General features: G+C 62.6%; 13 protein-coding genes and 1 pseudogene. 10 read left to right on the top strand and 4 right to left on the bottom strand.

Annotated features, from left to right (window positions below):
- Nucleotides 1-14 precede the first annotated feature (14 nt).
- From MUN85_RS04295 to MUN85_RS04250, 10 genes are all read left to right on the top strand, one after another.
- Nucleotides 15-2255, top strand: a complete 2241-nt coding sequence (locus MUN85_RS04295; RefSeq protein ID WP_250505542.1) for an SDR family NAD(P)-dependent oxidoreductase — start codon at nucleotides 15-17, stop codon at nucleotides 2253-2255.
- Nucleotides 2256-2266: 11 nt separating this feature from the next.
- On the top strand, nucleotides 2267-3928 hold the full coding sequence (locus MUN85_RS04290; protein WP_250505541.1) for an alcohol dehydrogenase catalytic domain-containing protein: 1662 nt from the start codon (nucleotides 2267-2269) through the stop codon (nucleotides 3926-3928).
- 85 nt (nucleotides 3929-4013) lie between these two features.
- Nucleotides 4014-4763, top strand: a complete 750-nt coding sequence (locus MUN85_RS04285; protein WP_250505540.1) for a DeoR/GlpR family DNA-binding transcription regulator — start codon at nucleotides 4014-4016, stop codon at nucleotides 4761-4763.
- An 8-nt stretch (nucleotides 4764-4771) separates the two neighbouring features.
- Nucleotides 4772-6163 carry a dihydrolipoamide acetyltransferase family protein gene (locus MUN85_RS04280; RefSeq protein WP_250505539.1) on the top strand — a complete coding sequence of 464 codons (1392 nt, stop codon included), beginning with the start codon at nucleotides 4772-4774 and terminating at the stop codon, nucleotides 6161-6163.
- Nucleotides 6164-6172: 9 nt separating this feature from the next.
- Nucleotides 6173-7540, top strand: coding sequence for a dihydrolipoyl dehydrogenase (gene lpdA / locus MUN85_RS04275; RefSeq protein ID WP_250505538.1), 1368 nt, complete (start codon nucleotides 6173-6175; stop codon nucleotides 7538-7540).
- Nucleotides 7541-7564: 24 nt separating this feature from the next.
- Entirely contained in the window at nucleotides 7565-10021 is a 2457-nt protein-coding gene (locus MUN85_RS04270) for an alpha-ketoacid dehydrogenase subunit alpha/beta (RefSeq protein WP_250505537.1), read from the top strand.
- A 133-nt stretch (nucleotides 10022-10154) separates the two neighbouring features.
- The gene (locus MUN85_RS12880) at nucleotides 10155-11651 is read left to right on the top strand and encodes an FGGY-family carbohydrate kinase (RefSeq protein ID WP_250505536.1); all 1497 of its coding nucleotides are present in this window, start codon (nucleotides 10155-10157) and stop codon (nucleotides 11649-11651) included.
- A 196-nt stretch (nucleotides 11652-11847) separates the two neighbouring features.
- A complete protein-coding gene (locus tag MUN85_RS04260) occupies nucleotides 11848-12135 on the top strand; it encodes an extracellular solute-binding protein (protein ID WP_250505535.1) in 288 nt (95 codons plus the stop codon).
- Nucleotides 12116-12763, top strand: a complete 648-nt coding sequence (locus MUN85_RS04255; protein WP_250505534.1) for a hypothetical protein — start codon at nucleotides 12116-12118, stop codon at nucleotides 12761-12763. The genes MUN85_RS04260 and MUN85_RS04255 overlap by 20 nt, the downstream gene beginning before the upstream one ends.
- 444 nt (nucleotides 12764-13207) lie before the next feature.
- Nucleotides 13208-13444, top strand: a complete 237-nt coding sequence (locus MUN85_RS04250) for a type I restriction-modification system subunit M N-terminal domain-containing protein (RefSeq protein ID WP_348647944.1) — start codon at nucleotides 13208-13210, stop codon at nucleotides 13442-13444.
- Between the two features lie 142 nt (nucleotides 13445-13586).
- Here the strand turns inward: MUN85_RS04250 and MUN85_RS04245 are convergent, their stop codons facing one another.
- The 4 genes and pseudogenes from MUN85_RS04245 to MUN85_RS04230 form a co-directional block, all read right to left on the bottom strand.
- Nucleotides 13587-14180 carry a hypothetical protein gene (locus MUN85_RS04245; RefSeq protein WP_250505533.1) on the bottom strand — a complete coding sequence of 198 codons (594 nt, stop codon included), beginning with the start codon at nucleotides 14178-14180 and terminating at the stop codon, nucleotides 13587-13589.
- 367 nt (nucleotides 14181-14547) lie between these two features.
- Nucleotides 14548-15144, bottom strand: a pseudogene (locus tag MUN85_RS04240) (transposase family protein); the annotation flags it as partial.
- 248 nt (nucleotides 15145-15392) lie between these two features.
- On the bottom strand, nucleotides 15393-17570 hold the full coding sequence (locus tag MUN85_RS04235) for a type I restriction endonuclease subunit R (protein ID WP_284500907.1): 2178 nt from the start codon (nucleotides 17568-17570) through the stop codon (nucleotides 15393-15395).
- Nucleotides 17571-17678: 108 nt separating this feature from the next.
- Nucleotides 17679-18367 (bottom strand): IS256 family transposase (locus tag MUN85_RS04230; protein ID WP_250505531.1); only part of this gene is annotated, 689 nt, incomplete at its 5' end.

Raw genomic sequence — 18367 nt, 5'->3', positions numbered from 1 at the left:
CCGAAGGATTAGGTATGTCGCAGCCGCCCGTTGTTAATACACACGTCCACATTCCGCCCAACTTCTCCGCGTTTTCCAGCCCCGAAGATGCGGTAGCCGAGGCCGCCGCGCAAGGCGTCGCCGCGCTCGGGGTCTCCAATTTCTTTGACCAGCAGGTCTATTCGACATTCGCGACGCTCGCCGAGGACGCGGGCATCGTGCCCCTGTTCGGCCTGGAGTTCATCACGCTCGATGAGGAGTTGGCGGCGGCGGGCGTGAAGGTCAACGATCCGGTCAACCCGGGACGCATCTACCTGTGCGGCAAGGGGATTGACCCGTTCCGCACCAAGTCCGACCTCGCCGAGACCATCGCTCGCGACATCCGCACCGGCAACGATGAGCGCTCGGGCCTCATGGTGGAGCGGCTCGATGCCCACCTGCGCGAGCACGGCGTGGCGCCCGGCCTGAAGACCAGCGACATCGAGGCCGAGGTTGCACAGCGCGGCGGTGTCCCCGCCGAATGGGTCTCGCTGCAGGAGCGCCACATTGCGCGTGCGGTGGCCGATGAGATCGACAAGCTGCCGGAAAGTGAGCGCGCCGCGACGCTTGGAGCGCTCTACGGCGGCGAGCCGAACCAGGATCCCGCGGATTCGGTTGCGACCCAAGGCGAGATTCGCTCGCGGCTCATGAAGTCCGGTACCCCCGGATATGCGCCCGAGGTCCCGCTCGATTTCTCCGACGCCTACCGCTACATCCTCGAGATGGGCGGCATCCCGACCTTCCCAATCCTGGCCGATGGCGCCCCTGAACTTTCGGAGTTTGAGTGGACGCCCGATGTCCTTGCTGGCCACCTCAAAGCGCGCGGCATCTTCGCCGTCGAGCTCATCCCGAACCGCAACCGCAGCGAGATCGTCGACCGCTACGTCACCGAACTCACCGCCGCCGGCATCATTGTCATGGCCGGGACCGAGCACAACACGCAGGAGCGGCTCCCACTGTTGCCGCACTGCGCCGACGGCCCGCTGTCCGACATGGCGCGGCAGGCCTTTTACGACGCGACCTGCGTGGTCGCCGCGCATCAGGAGCGCACGCGCAACGGTCAGCCCGGCTATATCGGCGAGGATGGCAGCGTCGTCGGCGACGTCGATGAGCTGCGGGCAGAGGGCGATCGCCTCATCCGCGCCGCGGCTGGCGCCGCGCGCCGATCCGAGCCGGATCTCCTCGCGCCGAAGCTGCGAGGCCTGTTCGCAACCGAGGCCGGTCCGGCGATCGTTGTGACCGATGACGCCGCCGACGCCGACCTTGCTGGCGCGTGGGAGGTCTCCGCCGCCGCAGACATCGCCGAGCTGCGCGAGTCCCTCGCGCGCTATCGCGAGGAGCACGGCGACGACCCGCAGCTCGTCGTGGCTGGCGGCGCGCTCTACGCGATTGGGCAGCCACTGTCGGTCGCCGGCCGGCTCTCCGGCAAGATCGCTGTCGTCACGGGCGCCGCCCAGGGCTTCGGGCTCGGCATCAGCGAGCACCTCCTGGCCGAGGGCGCCACCGTCGTCCTCGCCGATCTCAACATCGACCTCGCGTGCGCCGAAGCCGAACGCCTCGAGGGGCAGTACGGCGAGGGTCGGGCCCGCGCCATGGCCATCAACGTCTCCGACGAAGCCTCCTGCAAGGAGGCCATCGCCGAGGTCGTCGCCACCTTCGGCGGTATCGACCTGTTCGTCTCCAACGCTGGCGTGCTGCGCGCCGAGAGCGTCATGACCCAGCCGGTTGCGGACTTTGACCTCGTCACCAACGTCAACTACCGCGGCTACTTCCTGTGCGTGCGCGCGGTCGCGCCCGTCATGGCCGCCCAGTTCGAAGCCGACCCCTCCCGCCTGCTCGACATCGTCGAGGTCAACTCCAAATCGGGGCTGGAGGGCTCGAAGCGAAACTTCGCCTACGCCGGATCCAAGTTCGGCGGCATTGGCCTCACCCAGTCCTTCGCGCTCGAACTGATCGACCATGGCATCAAGGTCAACGCGGTCTGCCCGGGCAATTACCTCGACGGGCCGCTGTGGACCGACCCGGAGCGCGGCCTGTTCGTGCAATATCTGCGCGCAGGCAAGGTCCCGGGCGCCCAAACGATCGACGACGTCCGAGAGTTTTACGAAGCCAAGGTCCCGATGCGTCGCGGCTGCCTGCCGATCGACCTTGCGCGAGCCATCTTCTACCTGACCGAACAGGCCTACGAGACCGGGCAGGCGCTGCCTGTCACCGGCGGCCAGAACATGCTGAATTAAGGAATGCCCCGATGAGTGTTGTGCCCTCCACCCAGTACGCCGTCCAGTTCACTGGCGTCGATGAGATCACCATCAATCCCGCAAAGCCCGTCGCGAGCGTCGGCCCGCACGGGATCATGCTGCAGATCGAAGCATGCGGCATCTGTTTTTCCGACACCAAGCTGCTGCACGCCTTCGACGCCCACCCCCGCAAGTCCGAGGTCGTTGCAGGCCTGACGGAAGAAGAACTCGCTGAGATCCCCGGCTACCAGCCGGGTAGCCTTCCCACCGTGCCCGGGCACGAGCCCGTCGCCCGCATCATTGAGGTCGGCGAGAAGGTGACCCACTTCCGAGTGGGCGAGCGCGTCCTTGTCCAGGCGGACTGGAAGCACCTGCCGACGGCGAAGTCGAACGCCGCCTTCGGCTACAACTTTGAAGGCGCCCTGCAGGAATTTGTCGTCGTCGACGAGCGGTGCATCGTTGCTCCTAACGGCGATGAGTTCCTCATCCGCGTCGCCGAAGAGCCAACTGCCGCAGCGATCGGATTGATCGAACCGTGGGCAACCGTCGAGGGCGCCTACGCGTGGCGGGAGCGCCGCACGCTCAAGGCTGGCGGCCATCTCCTCGTCGTCGCCGACGCGGATGCTGCCGTCTCCTCGATCGCGGCCCTGGTATCGGAGGCGGCCCCGGGCGAGATTACCGCCGTCGGGACTACCGGTGAGGCCCTGGGCGTTGCCGCAACGACCACTGCGAGCCTAGCCGAGCTCGGCGAGCAGCGCTTCGATGACATCATCTACTTCGGCGCCGATGCCGGCGTCATCACGGACCTGGGCGCCCGCCTTGCCGCCCGCTCGATCTTCAACATCGTGCTTGGCGGCAAGCGGATCGAGGGCGTCACGAAGGTCGACGTCGGCCGCGTCCACTACGATTTCATCCGCTACTGCGGCACCACGGGCTCCGACCCGGCGGCCGGCTACGCCTGGATCCCCGAGACGGGGGAGGTGCGCGCCGGCGACAAGCTCGCGATCATGGGTGCGGCCGGGCCCATGGGCCTTATGCACACCATGCGCGCCGTCGTCCTTGGCCTGCCCGATATCTCGATCGACGCCACCGACCTGTCGGCCTCCCGGCTCGAGCACCTCGCGAGCGTCATCGACCCGGTCGCAGCCGAGACGGGCGTGCCCGTCACCTACCTCAATACGAGCGAGCAGCAGCTCGAAGCCGGCTATTCCTACGTCGTCGTCATGGTGCCGGCGCCGGCCCTCATCGCCGAGGCCGTCACCATCGCCGGCGAAGGTGCGATCGTCAACGCCTTCGCAGGCATTCCCGCCGGCACGCTCGCCGAGATCGACGTCCAAGGCGTCATCGAGCGCCAGATCTTCATGATCGGCACCTCGGGCTCGGACGTCTCCGATATGCGCACGGTTGTGAACAAGATCGAGCGCGGCGATTACGATACGACGATCTCGCTCGACTCGATCACCGGCATGGCCGGGTTCAACGACGCGATCAACGCCGTCATCAATCGGACCTCCGGCGGCAAGATCATGGTCTACCCGCAGCTGCACGACCTGCCCCTCATCTCGCTGAAGGACCTTGCCGACCAGCTGCCCGAGGTCGCCGCCAAGCTCGAGGGCGGGCTGTGGACGCGGGCCGCAGAGGAGGAGCTGCTGCGTGGCGGGAACGGAAACTGACGCACGAAAAACTGTCGAAGCTATTGCGACCGAAAGGTAGTCGGAATAGGATCGAAAGTGAAGCGAAAGTAGGTCAGTGAGGATCATGAACGGGGATCGGCGCGAGCGAGAAGCGCTCATTCTCGATCGCTTGGGCCGCGATGGCCAGGTGTACGTGGCGGATCTTGCCAAGGAATTCGATGTCTCCGAGGTAACTGTCCGAAACACCCTGCGTCACCTGGAATCGCGCGGCCTGCTCATGCGCACGCACGGCGGTGCCCGCCCATCCTCGATCCAGCACGTGCTCGAGCGCCGCGGCGAAAACGCCGAGGCAAAGGAACGCATCGCGCAGGCCGCCGCGGCGCTCGTGCGTGATGGCGACACCATCATGATCGAGGCCGGGACGACCACCTCGCTGCTCCCGCGATTCTTGACCGGCCGGCGCAACATCAAGATCGTGACGAACTCGACGCTCGTGCTCAACCAAGCGCGCGTCAACCCCGAACTGCACATCATCGTGACGGGCGGATCCTTCCACCGCGAAAGCGAGTCGCTCGTCGGCTCGGGAGCGATCCGTTCGATCCGCGACTACAACGTCCGCCTCGCCTTCGTCGGCACCGACGGCTTTTCGCGCGACGGCCTGACAACCGAGTTCGCGGAAGGCGCCGACATCATCACTGCGATGCATGAGGCAGCAACTGAAACCTGGCTCCTGACCGACTCATCGAAATATGGGCGCGCAGGCTTCGTCAACGTGCTCGGACTATCCGAGCTCACCGGAATTATCACCGACACCGATCTACCCGAGGGCGCGGTCGATGAGGTGTCAGAGCACGCCGACGTGCGTGCCGTCTAGGAGGAATCATGGCCCAAACCGTTGTGATGCCGCAGGCGGGTAACACCGTCGAATCGTGCATCCTCGTGTCCTGGAATGTGGCGGTCGGCGATAGCGTCGAAGCCAGCACCGTCCTGTGCGAAGCAGAAACCGATAAGTCCACGATCGACGTGGAATCGGGCGTCAGCGGCACCGTGCTCGCGTTGCTCGCCGAGGAAGGCGATGAGGTCCCAGTCAAGGACCCCATCATCCTTATCGGCAACGCGGACGAAAACGCCGAGGCCGCGCTGAAGGAGCTCGGCATCGAACCGCAGACCACCGGCGAAGCCGGCGAGGTCGACGAGTCGAGCGAGGATCCGCTCACCCCCGAAGCCGATGAGACAGCCACCACGAGCGAACCGGCGGCCCCCGAGGCCGCCGAGCGCCCGGCACCCGTCGCCGGCGCGCCGGCAAGCCCGCGGGCGCGCGGCCGCGCCAGCCACGAGGGCATCGACCTCGATTCCGTTAGCGGCACCGGACCCCACGGGCGCATCATCGAGCAGGATGTCGTTGCGGCAGCGGCCAGCGGCCGCGGCGCGAGCGCTGCCGTCAAGGCGAGCGGCGAGTACCGGCCGGGCGAGGTCCAGGGCACCGGGCTCGGCGGCCGCGTGCGCCGCAGCGACCTCGAAGGCGCGGCCGAGCCGGCAGCGGCATTTCCCGCAGCGACCGGCCGCGACTACCCGGGCGCGAGGACGCAGACCCCACTCAAGGGCGTTCGCAAGCTCATCGCGGACCGGATGCGCAATGCGCTGGAGACCTCCGCGCAGCTGTCCTACACCACGAGCGCCAACGCCGCGGCCCTGCTCGCACTGCGCGCCCGGTTCAAGAACTCGGACCCGGCGCTCGGCTACTCGGCCATCACGATCGGCGACCTCGTCTGCTTCGCCACGGTCAAGACGCTCGCCTCGCACTCGGTGCTGAACGCTCACCTCGAGGGCGGCACCCTCACCGAGTTCGCGGCCGTCCACCTGGGCCTTGCCGTCGACACGCCCCGCGGCCTGCTCGTTCCCACGATCCGCAACGCGAGCGCCATGGGCATCCGCGAACTGTCGGCCACCACGAAGGACCTCGCCAGCCAGGCGATCGGCGGCAAGATCGATCCCGAACTCCTCTCGGGCGCGACCTTCACCGTCTCCAACCTCGGCGCCTTCGGCATCGAGTCCTTCACCCCGATCATTAACGTCCCGCAAACCGGCATTCTCGGCGTCAACACCATCTCGCCGCGCGCCACGACGGATGCCGAAGGGAACGTCGTCGTCGAGCAGCGAATCGGATTCTCCCTCACGGCCGATCACCAGGTCGTCGACGGCGCCGACGCGGCACGCTTCCTGCGCGACCTCGTCGCCGCGATCGAGAACATCGACCTCACGGTCATCGGCTAGGGGATGGTCATGGATTACGACGTCATCATCATCGGCGGGGGACCGGGCGGCTACATCGCCGCCGAGCGCCTCGCCCACGCCGGCAAGAAGGTCTGCGTCGCCGAACAGGACACCGTCGGCGGCACCTGCCTGAACGTGGGCTGCATCCCGACGAAGTCGCTGCTGAACTCCGCCAAGCTCTACCGCCACGCGCTGGAATCCGAGAAGTTCGGCGTGAGCGTTCAGGGCGTGAGCGCCAACTGGGAGACCATGCAGGCGTGGAAGGCGCAGACCGTCGCGACGCTCGTTGGCGGTGTGCGCCAGCTGCTCAAGCGCGGCAAGGTCGATGTCCGCAATGCGCATGCCAGCCTCGTTGGCCCCGGCAAGGTCCGGGTCGGCGATGAGGAACTCAGCTGCGAGCACGTCATCGTTGCCACCGGCTCGGTGCCGGTCATGCCGCCCATCCCGGGCGCGCAGGACAACCCCGCCGTCGTGGACTCCACCGGCCTGCTCGAAATCTCGGAGCTGCCCAAGCGCCTCGTCATCATCGGCGGCGGCGTCATCGGCGTTGAATTCGCCTCGATCTTTGGCGCGCTAGGAACCGAGGTCCACGTCATCGAGATGCTCCCGGAGATCGTGCCCTTCATGGACGACGAGCTGGGCTCCCTGCTGCGCTCGGCGATGCCCGGCGTTTCCTTCCACCTCGGATGCCAGGTCACCGAGATCAAGGGCTCTACAGTCGTTTTCACCGATCCCGAGGGCAAGACCAACACGCTCGAAGCGGACGTCGTCCTCATGGCCGTCGGCCGCAAGCCCGCGACCGAGGGCTGGGGCGCTGACGAGGCTGGACTGGAACTGGACCGGCGCGGCGTGCGCGTCGATGACACGATGCGCACCAACCTGCCGAACGTCTGGGCGGTCGGCGATGTCACCGGACGCTCGCTACTCGCGCACGCCGCCTACCGGATGGGCGAGATCGCCGCGGCCCACATCATCGATGGCGCCAAGGCGAAGGCCGATGGCCAGGTGCTGCGCGAAGAGTGCATTCCCTGGGCCGTCTACTCGCTGCCGGAAGCCGCCGGCGTCGGCCTGACAGAAGCCCAGCTGGCAGACCAGGGAATCGAGCCGGTGACGGTGACCGTCCCGCTCGTCCTGTCGGGTCGCTTCGTCGCCGAAAACGGCGTGAAGGAGCCCGGAGCCGTCAAGCTCATCGCCGAAGCTGACAGCCGCGTTATCCGCGGCATCCACATGGTCGGCAACTACGCACCCGAGACCATCTGGGGCGCGGCCGCCACCCTCGAACAAGAACTCAGTATCGATGACCTACGGCAGGTCATCTTCCCCCACCCGACCGTCTCCGAGGGTATCCGCGAAGCGGCCTGGGCCATCGCCGATTAACCCACGAAGGTAAGTGAATAGGACATGACCAAGCACCTCATTGTTGATCCGGCCGACGTCCGGAAATCCCAATCCATCACGTTTTCCGATATCCCGGTCAACGCCTACGAGATGGACTTCAAGGCCGAGCTGAAGCATCACGGCAAGGATGGCCTGAAGAACATGCTGCGCGACATGATCGCCATCCGCGCATTCGAATCGATGCTGGACTCGATCAAGAAGACCGGCGGATTCAACGGCATCGAATACAACCACCGCGGCCCGGCCCACCTGTCGATGGGTCAGGAGGCCGCCGCCGTTGGGCAGGCCGCCGAGCTCGGTGCCGAGGACTTCGTCTTCGGCTCCCACCGCTCCCATGGCGAAATCCTGGCCAAGTGCTTCTCAGCCTCCCGCTCGATCGAGATGCCGAAGATCCAGTCGATCATGAAGGACTTCCTCGACGGCGACACACTGCGCCTAGCCGAGAAGATCCCGTATGACGGCGAGTTAGACCTCGTCGAGAACTTCATCCTCGTGGGAACCCTAGCCGAGATCTTTGCTCGCTCCGCAGGCTTCAACCGCGGCATGGGCGGCTCGATGCACGCCTTCTTCGCCCCGTTCGGCTCCATGCCGAACAATGCGATCGTCGGCGGCTCGGCGCCAATCGCGCAAGGGTCGGCGCTGTACAAGCGCATCAACCGGGAACCCGGCATCGTCATCGCCAACATCGGTGACGCCTCCATGGGCTGTGGCCCGGTATGGGAAGCCATGTCGTTCGCGGCTATGGACCAGTTCCGCACCCTGTGGCGCGAAGAGGACGGCGGCAACCCGCCGATCCTGTTCAACTTCTTCAACAACTTCTACGGCATGGGCGGCCAAACCTCCGGCGAGACGATGGGCTACGACATCCTCGCCCGCGTCGGCGCCGGCGTGAACGTCGACCAGATGCACGCCGAGCGAGTCGATGGCTACAACCCGCTCGCCGTCGCCGATGCCGTGCGCCGCAAGAAGGAACTCCTGCTGGCTGGCCGCGGCCCGGTCCTCATGGACACCATCACCTACCGCTACGCCGGCCACTCGCCCTCGGATGCCTCCTCCTACCGCACCCGCGAAGAGGTCGAACTGTGGGAGAGCGTCGATTCGATCAAGGATTTCGGCGACCTGCTCGTGAAGAAGAAGGTCCTCAAGCGCTCCGAGGTCGACCAGATGACCGAAGAGATCGACGAGCGCCTAACCAAGGTCCTCGCGCTGACGATCGACGACGAGGCCTGCCCGCGCGTGGATGCCTCGTTCATGGAGTCCATCCTGTATTCCAACGGCAACGAGCCCAAGCTCTCGGACGCCGAGGTCGAGCTCTCCCAGCCGCTCGAGGACAACGACCGCGTCAAGTCGCTGGCCAAGAAGATCCGCACTTCGCACACCGAGGACGGCAAGCCGGTCTCCAAGATCCGGATGTTCTCCTTCCGCGATGCGCTCTTTGAGGCCATGGCCCACGGCTTTGCGACCGACCCGACCATGGCCGCATGGGGCGAGGAAAACCGCGACTGGGGCGGTGCGTTCGCGGTCTACCGTGGCCTGACCGAACTGTTGCCCTACCGCCGCCTGTTCAACTCGCCGATCTCGGAAGCCGCCATCATCGGCGCAGGAGTTGGCTACGCACTGTCCGGCGGCCGCGCGGTCGTTGAACTCATGTACTGTGACTTCCTCGGACGCGCCGGCGATGAGATCTTCAACCAGGCCGCCAAGTGGCAGGGGATGAGCGCAGGCCTGCTGAAAATGCCGCTCGTCATGCGCGTGTCGGTCGGTAACAAGTACGGCGCCCAGCACTCGCAGGACTGGTCCTCGATCGTCGCCCACATCCCTGGCCTGAAGGTCTACTTCCCGGCCACTCCGACGGACGCCAAGGGCATGCTCAACCTTGCCCTGCGCGGTACCGACCCGGTGGTCTTCCTGGAGTCGCAGCTGCTGTACGACAAGGGCGAAGAGTTCGAGCCCGAGGGCGTGCCGACCGGCTACTACGAGACCGAGGAAGGCGAGCCCGCCATCCGCCGCGAGGGTAAGGACATCACCATCGCGACCATTGGCGCGACGTTGTACCGCGCGCTGGAAGCCGCCGACGTGCTGAAAGAGAAGTACGGCCTGGAGGCTGAGGTCATTGATCTTCGCTTCCTGTGTCCGCTGAAGTACGACACGTTGCTGGAATCGGTGAAGAAGACCGGGCGCCTGCTGCTGTCCTCCGACGCGGTCACCCGCGGCTCCTTCCTCAACCAGGTTGCCTCCGACATGCAAACCCTGGCCTTCGATTACCTCGATGCACCCGTGGCTGTCGTCGGATCGCGCAACAACGTCACTCCGGCCCCCGAGCTGGAAGACCTCTACTTCCCGCAGGTCGACTGGATGATTGACACCATCCACGAGCGCATCGTTCCCCTGAAGGGACATACGCCCACGACGAATGCAACGGAAGGCGAGATCCTGCGGCGAGCAGCCAAGGGGTTGTAAGCCGATAGCAGAGACCGGGGTCATCGTCAGTCCGAGAAGATGACCCCGGTCGCGTATTCGGATCGGCGCTCAGCGGTGCAGTAGGCTTTTGAGTCCGCATGAAGTACGAAATCGACAACGAAGTGGATGAGTAGTGGTGAAGGCAGTCTTTGGATTCGACGTAGGAACCTCTAGCAGCAAGGGCGTTCTCACGACCTTGAGCGGGGAGATCCTCGCAACCGCCCAACGCCCGCACGACGTCCAGCGGCCCCACAGTGGGCACGTGGAAATGGACCCGAGAATCTGGTGGACCGAGCTCTGCGACGTCGCCCACGAGCTCCTAGACCAACATCCCGAGGTCGAGGTCGTCTCGGTTGGCGTCTCAGGAATGGGGCCGTGCGTCGCGCTCACAACCCGTGATGGGGAGCCAGTACGCCCAGCAATCCTCTACGGAGTCGATACCCGAGCGATGGACCAGGTTTCTCGCCTCACCGAGGAGCTCGGCGGAGAGGAAGAGATCCTCAAGCGAGGCGGATCCGTCCTCAGTTCGCAGGCGGCGGGCCCCAAGTTTCTCTGGGTGAAGGACAATGAGCCAGAGGTCTATGACCGGGCCGAGCGGTTCTTTATGCCGGCGTCCTTCCTCGTGTGGCAGCTGACCTCCCAGTACACCCTCGATCATCAGTCGGCCTCACAGTGCACGCCGCTCTACGACACGGAATCCCTCACGTGGTACGAGCCCTGGGCGAAGCAGTCAGCCCCAGCGATCGAGCTGCCGGAGCTCTATTGGGCGGGCGAGACCGTCGGAACAGTGACGGCGAAAGGCCATGCGGCAACGGGCCTTCCCGAGGGGATTCCTGTCGTCACCGGCACGATTGACGCATGGTCCGAAGCGCTATCGGTCGATGCCCACAACGTCGGCGATCTCATGCTCATGTACGGCACGACGATGTTCTTCATCAACACCGTCGATTCGCCGGTGCTGTCGAAAGAGCTGTGGGGCACCGTCGGTGCTCTGCCCAATACGCGAAACGTCGCCGGCGGAATGGCGACATCGGGTGCCATCACCGGCTGGCTGCGCAGGCTCTTCGGCGACGCGGATTATGCAGATCTCACCGAGCAAGCTCGGCAATCGGGACTCGGCGCGAACGGCCTAATCATGCTGCCGTATTTCGCGGGGGAGAGGACCCCGATCTCCGATCCTGATGCCCGCGGACTCATCCTCGGCTTAACCCTCGACCACTCCCGGGGCGACCTCTACCGCGCAGCGCTCGAAGGCACAGCCATGGGAGTCCGCCACAACATCGAAGCGATCGAAGCTGTCGGAGGCAAAATCGAGCGGATCATTGCCGTCGGCGGCGGCACCCAGGGAGATCTGTGGACGCAGATCGTCTCGGACGTGACTGGACGGCCGCAGGTCATCCCGACGCACACCATCGGGGCCGCTTTTGGAATGGCATGGCTCGCCGCATGCGCGATCGAACCGATCCCCGCGCACGAGTGGAATCCGCCCGCACGGACGCTCGAGCCGAACGCGGAGGATTACGCACGATACGACGAGCTCTACCGCCTTTATAAGTCGCTGTACCCCGCGAATATGGAGCAGATGCACGCGCTCGCGGCCATTCAGCGCGAGGGTGACGGGCGGTCGTGACGCAACGATCCCGCCCCCTGAGGAGGCGGGATCGTGCCGCGAGGATAGGGTTAGCCGAACTCTACGAGCAGCGGCCCATGGGAGTCCGGTTCTATCGTCGCTCGCCAACGGTTTCCTCCGCAGTTCTCCACATGTCCGATACCAGCGACAACAGTGGGAGTTGCGGTAGGCGCTGGGCCTGTGAACTCTGCATCTCATGGGAAGCGGAAGCTGGTATGGCATCCCCAACTACGATGAGTTCGTCTTCGTCTACTACAACGAGAAGCTTTTTGATGAGGTCGGCGTTGAGATTCCTACGACTCTCGACGAGCTTGAAGATGCGATGGACGCTTTCGTTGAAGCCGGTATGACACCGCTCGCCGAAGCCGGAGCGGAGTACCCGATGGGACAGCTCTGGTACACGCTCGCTCTCGCCGAGGCCAACGACCAGTTCGTTCGTGACTACCAGTTCTTTGACAACCCCGTTGAAAACCGACATTTTTGAAGATTACCAAGAGCCCGCGCCGCCAATTGGGAATCGCACGACTTACTCGAAAACCCCCTACGTCTTCGATGAGGGGCTCAACTCGACATCGATTTCGGACTTCACTGTCGGCGCGGTACGTGTCACGCCACGAATGGGGAACTATTTTGCGGGGCGGATTGCCGCGATTACTGTTTGGGACCGGGCCTTGAGCCACCATGAGATATATCGATCGATGGAGAGTGCGAAGCCACGTTCCTTGCCGCGTATCAGTTTGTCTCTGAAACGTCCTGAGGGGTTCGTACGCCGCTCCAGTGGAGGGCCGAGACAAGGCGCATGGTCTGTAGAGGATCTCGGATTTATGAGCTCCTCCCAAAATAGGAAACATCACGGGGGCGAATCGGGAGATGCGAACACGAAGGTGTTATGGGAGCAAAACCTCGACAATAATGATGTTCCGCTCAACACCTTTGTCTTCGAGCTCTCTGCACCAATCGAGGGCATTGACACAATCGATATTGTTAGCCGGGACCGCTGTGCTGTCCATCGAGTGCTGGAGTCTTCTGATATGGACGGAGCGCAGAGACTACTCGTTGAATACGCCTCCACGAAACAGGGGCTGCCAGATTTCGTCGTAAGAATCTGGTGATAAGAGACGTGCAGGTTTTGGCAGGATCAGGCAATGCGTGTGGCGACGAGTTCGCCGCGCTAGCAGGAACTACACAGACATAACTTGATTGTTTTTTCGCTACTCCGGTGAAAGGAGGATCTCGAGAAAAGGGCAATAGGTGGATCTACCCCCCCAACCTCCCTAGGAGGGTGGGCCGAATGGTGGCTTCGATACGGTTGAGGATTACGGAGCTGCTCATGGGCACTCGCATACTGCCGGTGAAGCCGAGTGCAATGCTCCTTCGACCTGTGTCGAGTTGCGCTGAACTTACGATATCGCCGTCGTTGCGTTGTGTTACTTTTTGTTTCATATTCAACGATCACGTACACGGGCTGAGGCCGATCACTGCATCGGTATGTATCGGAGTAGCGGGTGGTATGAGATCGCCAGATTTTGGGTAGCGTAAGCGTCAGGAGTACCTACGTGGATAAACGACAACTCGCCTCTCGCATTTGGGAGTCGGCCAACACTATGCGGTCGAAGATTGAGGCTCAGGAGTACAAGGATTACATCCTCGGCTTCATCTTCTATAAATTCCTCTCCGATCAGGTTGAGCAGCTGATGTATGCCAATAACCTACATAATCGACGCGACGGCCCGCGCCAAGCAGTCAGGGAACGGCAACCAGAGTGCCCGCACCTTCAGACTTGTCGCACATAACGATGATGGGGAAGCTATCGCTGAGATGCGGCGGCCGACGTTCGGGGTGGAGAAGAAGTCCACCATCGAACAGCCAGCGGATGCACCAGCTGATCCGGCGCCGCCGTGCCTAGGGCGTCTTGAGACGACTCTTGACTGACCCTTATCCGCTCGGGGAGGCGCTCGTGGACGTGGTTTTAAATTTCGTGAGGAAGCCGCGCAGGGTGATGAGTACGCCGTAGATGACCGAATACAGAACCAGGCGGTAGAGGAACGTGAGGAAGTCGTTGATGTCGCGGAGCTTGTTGCCCTCCGCGTCCACGATGATGTTGTCGCCGGTGATGGCCGTTTCGCCTTGAGTGGGGTGTTCGATGATGACGCTAGCGGAGAGGTATTCGCCCTCGTTGAGGAACAGCGCTTCGAACGGCGCGTTGTAGATCGGATTGCCGGGGACGTCGGCGAGCGCGCTGGCGATGGCCCCGATGATGAACAGGCCGGTACCGAACACGGTCCACCCTTTGCATGGCAGGAGCAGTAAGAGGAAGATCCCAAGGAGAATCCCTGATGCGACCCACGGCACTTCCAACATCACTGCGATCAGGAGCATGAACAGGCTCATCCCTACGGTGAACAGCCCGAAGAGCAGGAGTGCTCCGAGGACGCCGAAGATAATTCGGATCTGAGGCGGGGCCTTCTTGAGAAGCCTGCGAACCATCGGAGTTTTCGAAGTATTCGTTGCTTCTGGTGAGGTTGTCACGGCGATGTCCTTTGTATTCGGTGCAGTACACCGCTTTCGCTGGTAGAGCTGCAGAAATCTGACCCCAAAGGCCAAAGAAAGTATCTTTTGAGATTAAGCTAACTTCCCGAGGTGAATCGGTCATCAACCGTCGGTGAACGGCAAGTGAACCCGGGGTGGTGGGTTGGTTTGCAAACGGAATCCGCAAAGATGATTCCGAGTGGGATGAGAATCAGGACTATGTAGCCCATCACATCGCCCAGCTTGAGGCCGGAAATGAACGACCAAACCGGCTCATCGCATTTGAGGGTGTAGGTGGTTTCTGAACCCGCCGGTCTCGAGGAGCGATCTGGCGATGTAGTTCGTGAGGTTCCGGAAGCCGAGGGCGGAGCCGCGATGGTCCCGACTTCTCGCGCACCGGGGTGAGGTCGATGATCACGGTGACGTAGCGGTCACCCTGGCGTGTGTGGCGCCAGACATGCTCGTCCACGCCGATCACCCGAACGCCGTCGAACCGGTCGGGATCGTCGATGAGCACTCGATGTCCTTCAGTAAGGACCGCGTTGTTCGCGGTGTGCCAGGACACGCCAAGGCCCGCGGCGACGCGGGCGACGGTGAGGTGGTCGAGCACGAGCGCTTCCAGTGCCCACCGCATCCCGCGACGGGACAGCCTCGCCCGCGCAGGTGCCGCCGCAGTGATGTCTTCGCGCCAGGAGCGCCCGCAACCGGGACACCTGTAACGGCGGACACGGATCAGCAGCGTGGTCGGGCGGTGACCGAACGGCTCGTGCGCGAGCAACCGCGTGTCCGTTCCGCGGGACAGCGCCTGGCCGCCGCAACCCCGACACCACGGATCCGGTTCAGCGACGCGGCACTCAATCACCGCACGATCCGGTTCAAGGCACTGGCCAACAGCTTGGAGGCCGAGCTCATCGAGACGGCAGAACACGGTCAGATCAGGGGTCGCGAAGGTAGCGTGGAGCACGTCGAGGTCTTCCGGCAGATGGTCAGCGTGAGAACTTCCATCATCGGAAGACCTCGACCCTCAACCGGCCACCGACGCGCTCAGCCAGCTACCCCCTCATCTGCGAAGAGCCACGAATCTCCCGAACTCAAATTGGTTGCTCATCTATCCTCCTAGCGTGTTCGCTACCATGCGAACACGCGAATTGAGCGGGTTGCAAGAAGTCTTCTTGGGGCGCGTCGAACAGTCCTGCAGGCTGCCCGGGGTAGCTACTCCTTGCGGTTGAGTCGGTCGTGAATCAGGGGCAAGAGCACGCGGTCAACATCTGCTTTGAACTGAGGATCGGAGAGGTACTTGATCGCAAAATCCTGGTTTTGGCTCATCCGTTCGAGCACAATGTCTTGGATGCGCTCGCCGTAAACAATGGCGAACATGTCCAGCGAGTTGTGGGCACGTGACTGAACCTCAGGGTCGTCAACCATGTCCTCGGTGAGCTGTTCGATGACTTTGTCCATGTGGGTGAACTCGGTGCCCCAGCGGTCGTTGAGCTTGGAGAGGATGTTTGACAAAGTGTCCTTCTCGTCCTCACTGGCCCCACCCGTATCGGGATTGTTCGACAGTTCGCCTTCCTCATCAGCGAGGTCGATCGAACCTTCGTACACCTGCTGGAGGCGGTAGTACTGCAAGGTAACCTCGTCCTCAAGGCTCGGCGCGGGGTCACCGTCGATGTGGAGCTTTCGCACCAGGAGCCTGGCGTATGCGGCAAAGCGGTGGAGGCGCTCGTCGTCGTAGCGGATGATATGTGTCAGGAAGTCATAGTTGCGGGTGAACTTGTTCATCCTTGCCCGCACTTCCAGTTTGTCTTCTTCGTCAAGCTCGTTGAACCGGCCTACCGCCGGGTCAAGGTAGGCGTTGAGCTTGCTGAAGTCGAGATTCGTTTGCTTCTTTTGCTCGGTGAAGAACACCTTGGCAAAAGCCTCGATTTCCTTGTCTGTCCACAAATGGTATGAGGCAAGGAAGTGGTACAGGTCGTAGACGATATTGGGGTCGGTTTCTTCCGTGATACCAGTGGAGATGTAGTAGTCCTGGAAGGACCTTTGAATGTCCTCTGCGGAGTTGACGAAGTCGAGGACGAAGGTGTCGGTCTTTCCCGGGTGCATACGGTTGATCCGCGATAGCGTCTGTACGGCTTTCACTCCGTGGAGTTTCTTATCCACGTACATGGTGTGCAACAGGGGCTGGTCAAAGCCTGTCTGGTATTTCTCTGCAACCAGCAGCAGCTGGTACTCGCCGGTAGCAAATCTCTCGGGTAGCTCCGCTTCTGGAATCTGGTTGAGCTGTTCTTCGGTGTACTCGGCACCCTCGTCTTCGACCGTTCCAGAGAATGCCACCAACACGCCAAGGTCGGTGTAACCTCTCTGCATAATGTAGTCACGGAAGGCGAAATAGTAGCGCACCGCGTGCAGGCGAGAGCCGGTGACGAGCATCGCCTTAGCGTTCCCGCCAATCTTGTGGGCAACGTTGGTGCGGAAGTGCTCGATGATGATTTCCGCTTTTTGCCGCAAGTTATACGGGTGCAGGCTCAGATACTTTCCCAGAGCTTTGTTCGCCTGCTTGGTGGAGTACTTAGGGTCCTCAGCCGTGGTCTTCCCGACCCGGTAATACGTCTGGTACGTGGTGTAGTTCTTCAGAACGTCGAGGATGAAGCCCTCTTCGATCGCTTGACGCATTGAGTACACGTGGAACGGGCGTGGAGTAGCATCCTGTACCGGAGTGCCGAATATCTCTAGCGTCTTCTGTTTCGGCGTCGCAGTGAACGCGAAGAACGACAGGTTCTGCTGACGGCCCTGTGTGCGCAGCTCTTCGGCGATCTGCTCATCAATCTCTAGCTGTTCCGCTTCGATCTGGGCTTCGGCGGCCGCATAGCGTTCAAGCAGGTCCTCCTCAGATTCCTTGCCAGCAGTGGCGGTGTCTGCGAGCACTTGCTTGAGCTTCTCCGACGCCTCGCCTGTCTGTGACGAGTGCGCCTCATCAACGATGACCGCGAAGCGCTTACCAGTCGTCGCCACATTGCTCACGTCGACAAAGGGGAACTTCTGCAACGTGGAAATGATGATCTTCGCACCATCGGCGAGCGCCTCTGTCAGTTGGCGGGCGTTCTTATCGACCCTCACCACCACGCCAGCGGTGTGGTCCATCGCGTAGATCGTGTCTTGTAGCTGTTTGTCCAGCACGCGCCGGTCTGTGATCACAATGATCGAGTCAAAGACTGCGCGCTGCTGGTCATCGTGCAGGTTCGACAAGTGGTGGGCAAGCCACGCAATAGTGTTCGACTTGCCTGACCCGGCCGAGTGCTGAACCAGATAATTCTTCCCTGCACCGTGGATTTTGGCGTCGGCCACGAGCGCACGCACGGCATCAAGCTGGTGGTAGCGCGGGAAGATCAACTTGTCTTTGCGCCGGTCGCTCTCGTGCGGAATGAACTGGACGAACCGATGGAGAATATCTAGCAGGGAATCCTTGGGCCTGTCAAGTTTTTTGTGTAAGTTGATTGGTTACAAGTAGGGGTTGATACGGTCTGGGTAGGCGGCTGCGAGTTGGGCGAGTGCTTGTTTCCAGTTCGTGACGATTTGGCCCTCGACGAGCCGGCCGTGTGCTTTGCGTTGCTCGCGGGGTTTGCCTCGTTCTTTGTCTCGCTCGATCGCTCGCTTGTCCTCGATATTGCAGATCGCCAACCACAGGAGTTTGACGGCCGCGTCCGTTGACGGGAAATGGCCCCGATTCTTCGTCACCTTCCGTAGTTGATAGTTCAACGACTCGATGGAGTTCGTCGTGTAGATGACCTTGCGGAGCATCGGCGGGAACTGCAGGAACGGGGTGAACCGGTCCCAGGCTTTCTCCCAGGTCGCGACCGACGAGGGGTACTTCTGTCCCAGAGCGGATGCCTCAAACTCACCCAAGGCCGCCAGTGCGGCTTCCTCGCTTGGGGCAGTGTAGATCGGTTTGATCGCAGCCGAGACTTTCTTCCGGTCTTGGTAGGCCACGAACCGCATCGAGGCCCGGATCAGGTGGACCACGCAGGTCTGGACCATCGAGTCCGGCCAGGTCGCTTCGATGGCTTCTGGCAGGCCTTGAAGCCCGTCACAGCACACGATCAGCACATCGGCCACGCCCCGGTTGGCCAGGTCCGCGCACACGTGGGCCCAGAATGCTGACCCTTCGGTGTCTTGGACCCAGATACCCA

Source organism: Bowdeniella massiliensis (assembly GCF_023634005.1).
Taxonomy (GTDB): domain Bacteria; phylum Actinomycetota; class Actinomycetes; order Actinomycetales; family Actinomycetaceae; genus Bowdeniella; species Bowdeniella massiliensis.
This window is presented reverse-complemented; position numbering and strand designations above follow the sequence as displayed.

Bases quoted from the DNA above. Each gene is read 5' to 3' on its own strand.
- MUN85_RS04295 (WP_250505542.1), top strand. From the start codon at position 15: ATGTCGCAGCCGCCCGTTGTTAATACACACGTCCACATTCCGCCCAAC.
- MUN85_RS04290 (WP_250505541.1), top strand. From the start codon at position 2,267: ATGAGTGTTGTGCCCTCCACCCAGTACGCCGTCCAGTTCACTGGCGTC.
- MUN85_RS04285 (WP_250505540.1), top strand. From the start codon at position 4,014: ATGAACGGGGATCGGCGCGAGCGAGAAGCGCTCATTCTCGATCGCTTG.
- MUN85_RS04280 (WP_250505539.1), top strand. From the start codon at position 4,772: ATGGCCCAAACCGTTGTGATGCCGCAGGCGGGTAACACCGTCGAATCG.
- lpdA (WP_250505538.1), top strand. From the start codon at position 6,173: ATGGATTACGACGTCATCATCATCGGCGGGGGACCGGGCGGCTACATC.
- MUN85_RS04270 (WP_250505537.1), top strand. From the start codon at position 7,565: ATGACCAAGCACCTCATTGTTGATCCGGCCGACGTCCGGAAATCCCAA.
- MUN85_RS04260 (WP_250505535.1), top strand. From the start codon at position 11,848: ATGGGAAGCGGAAGCTGGTATGGCATCCCCAACTACGATGAGTTCGTC.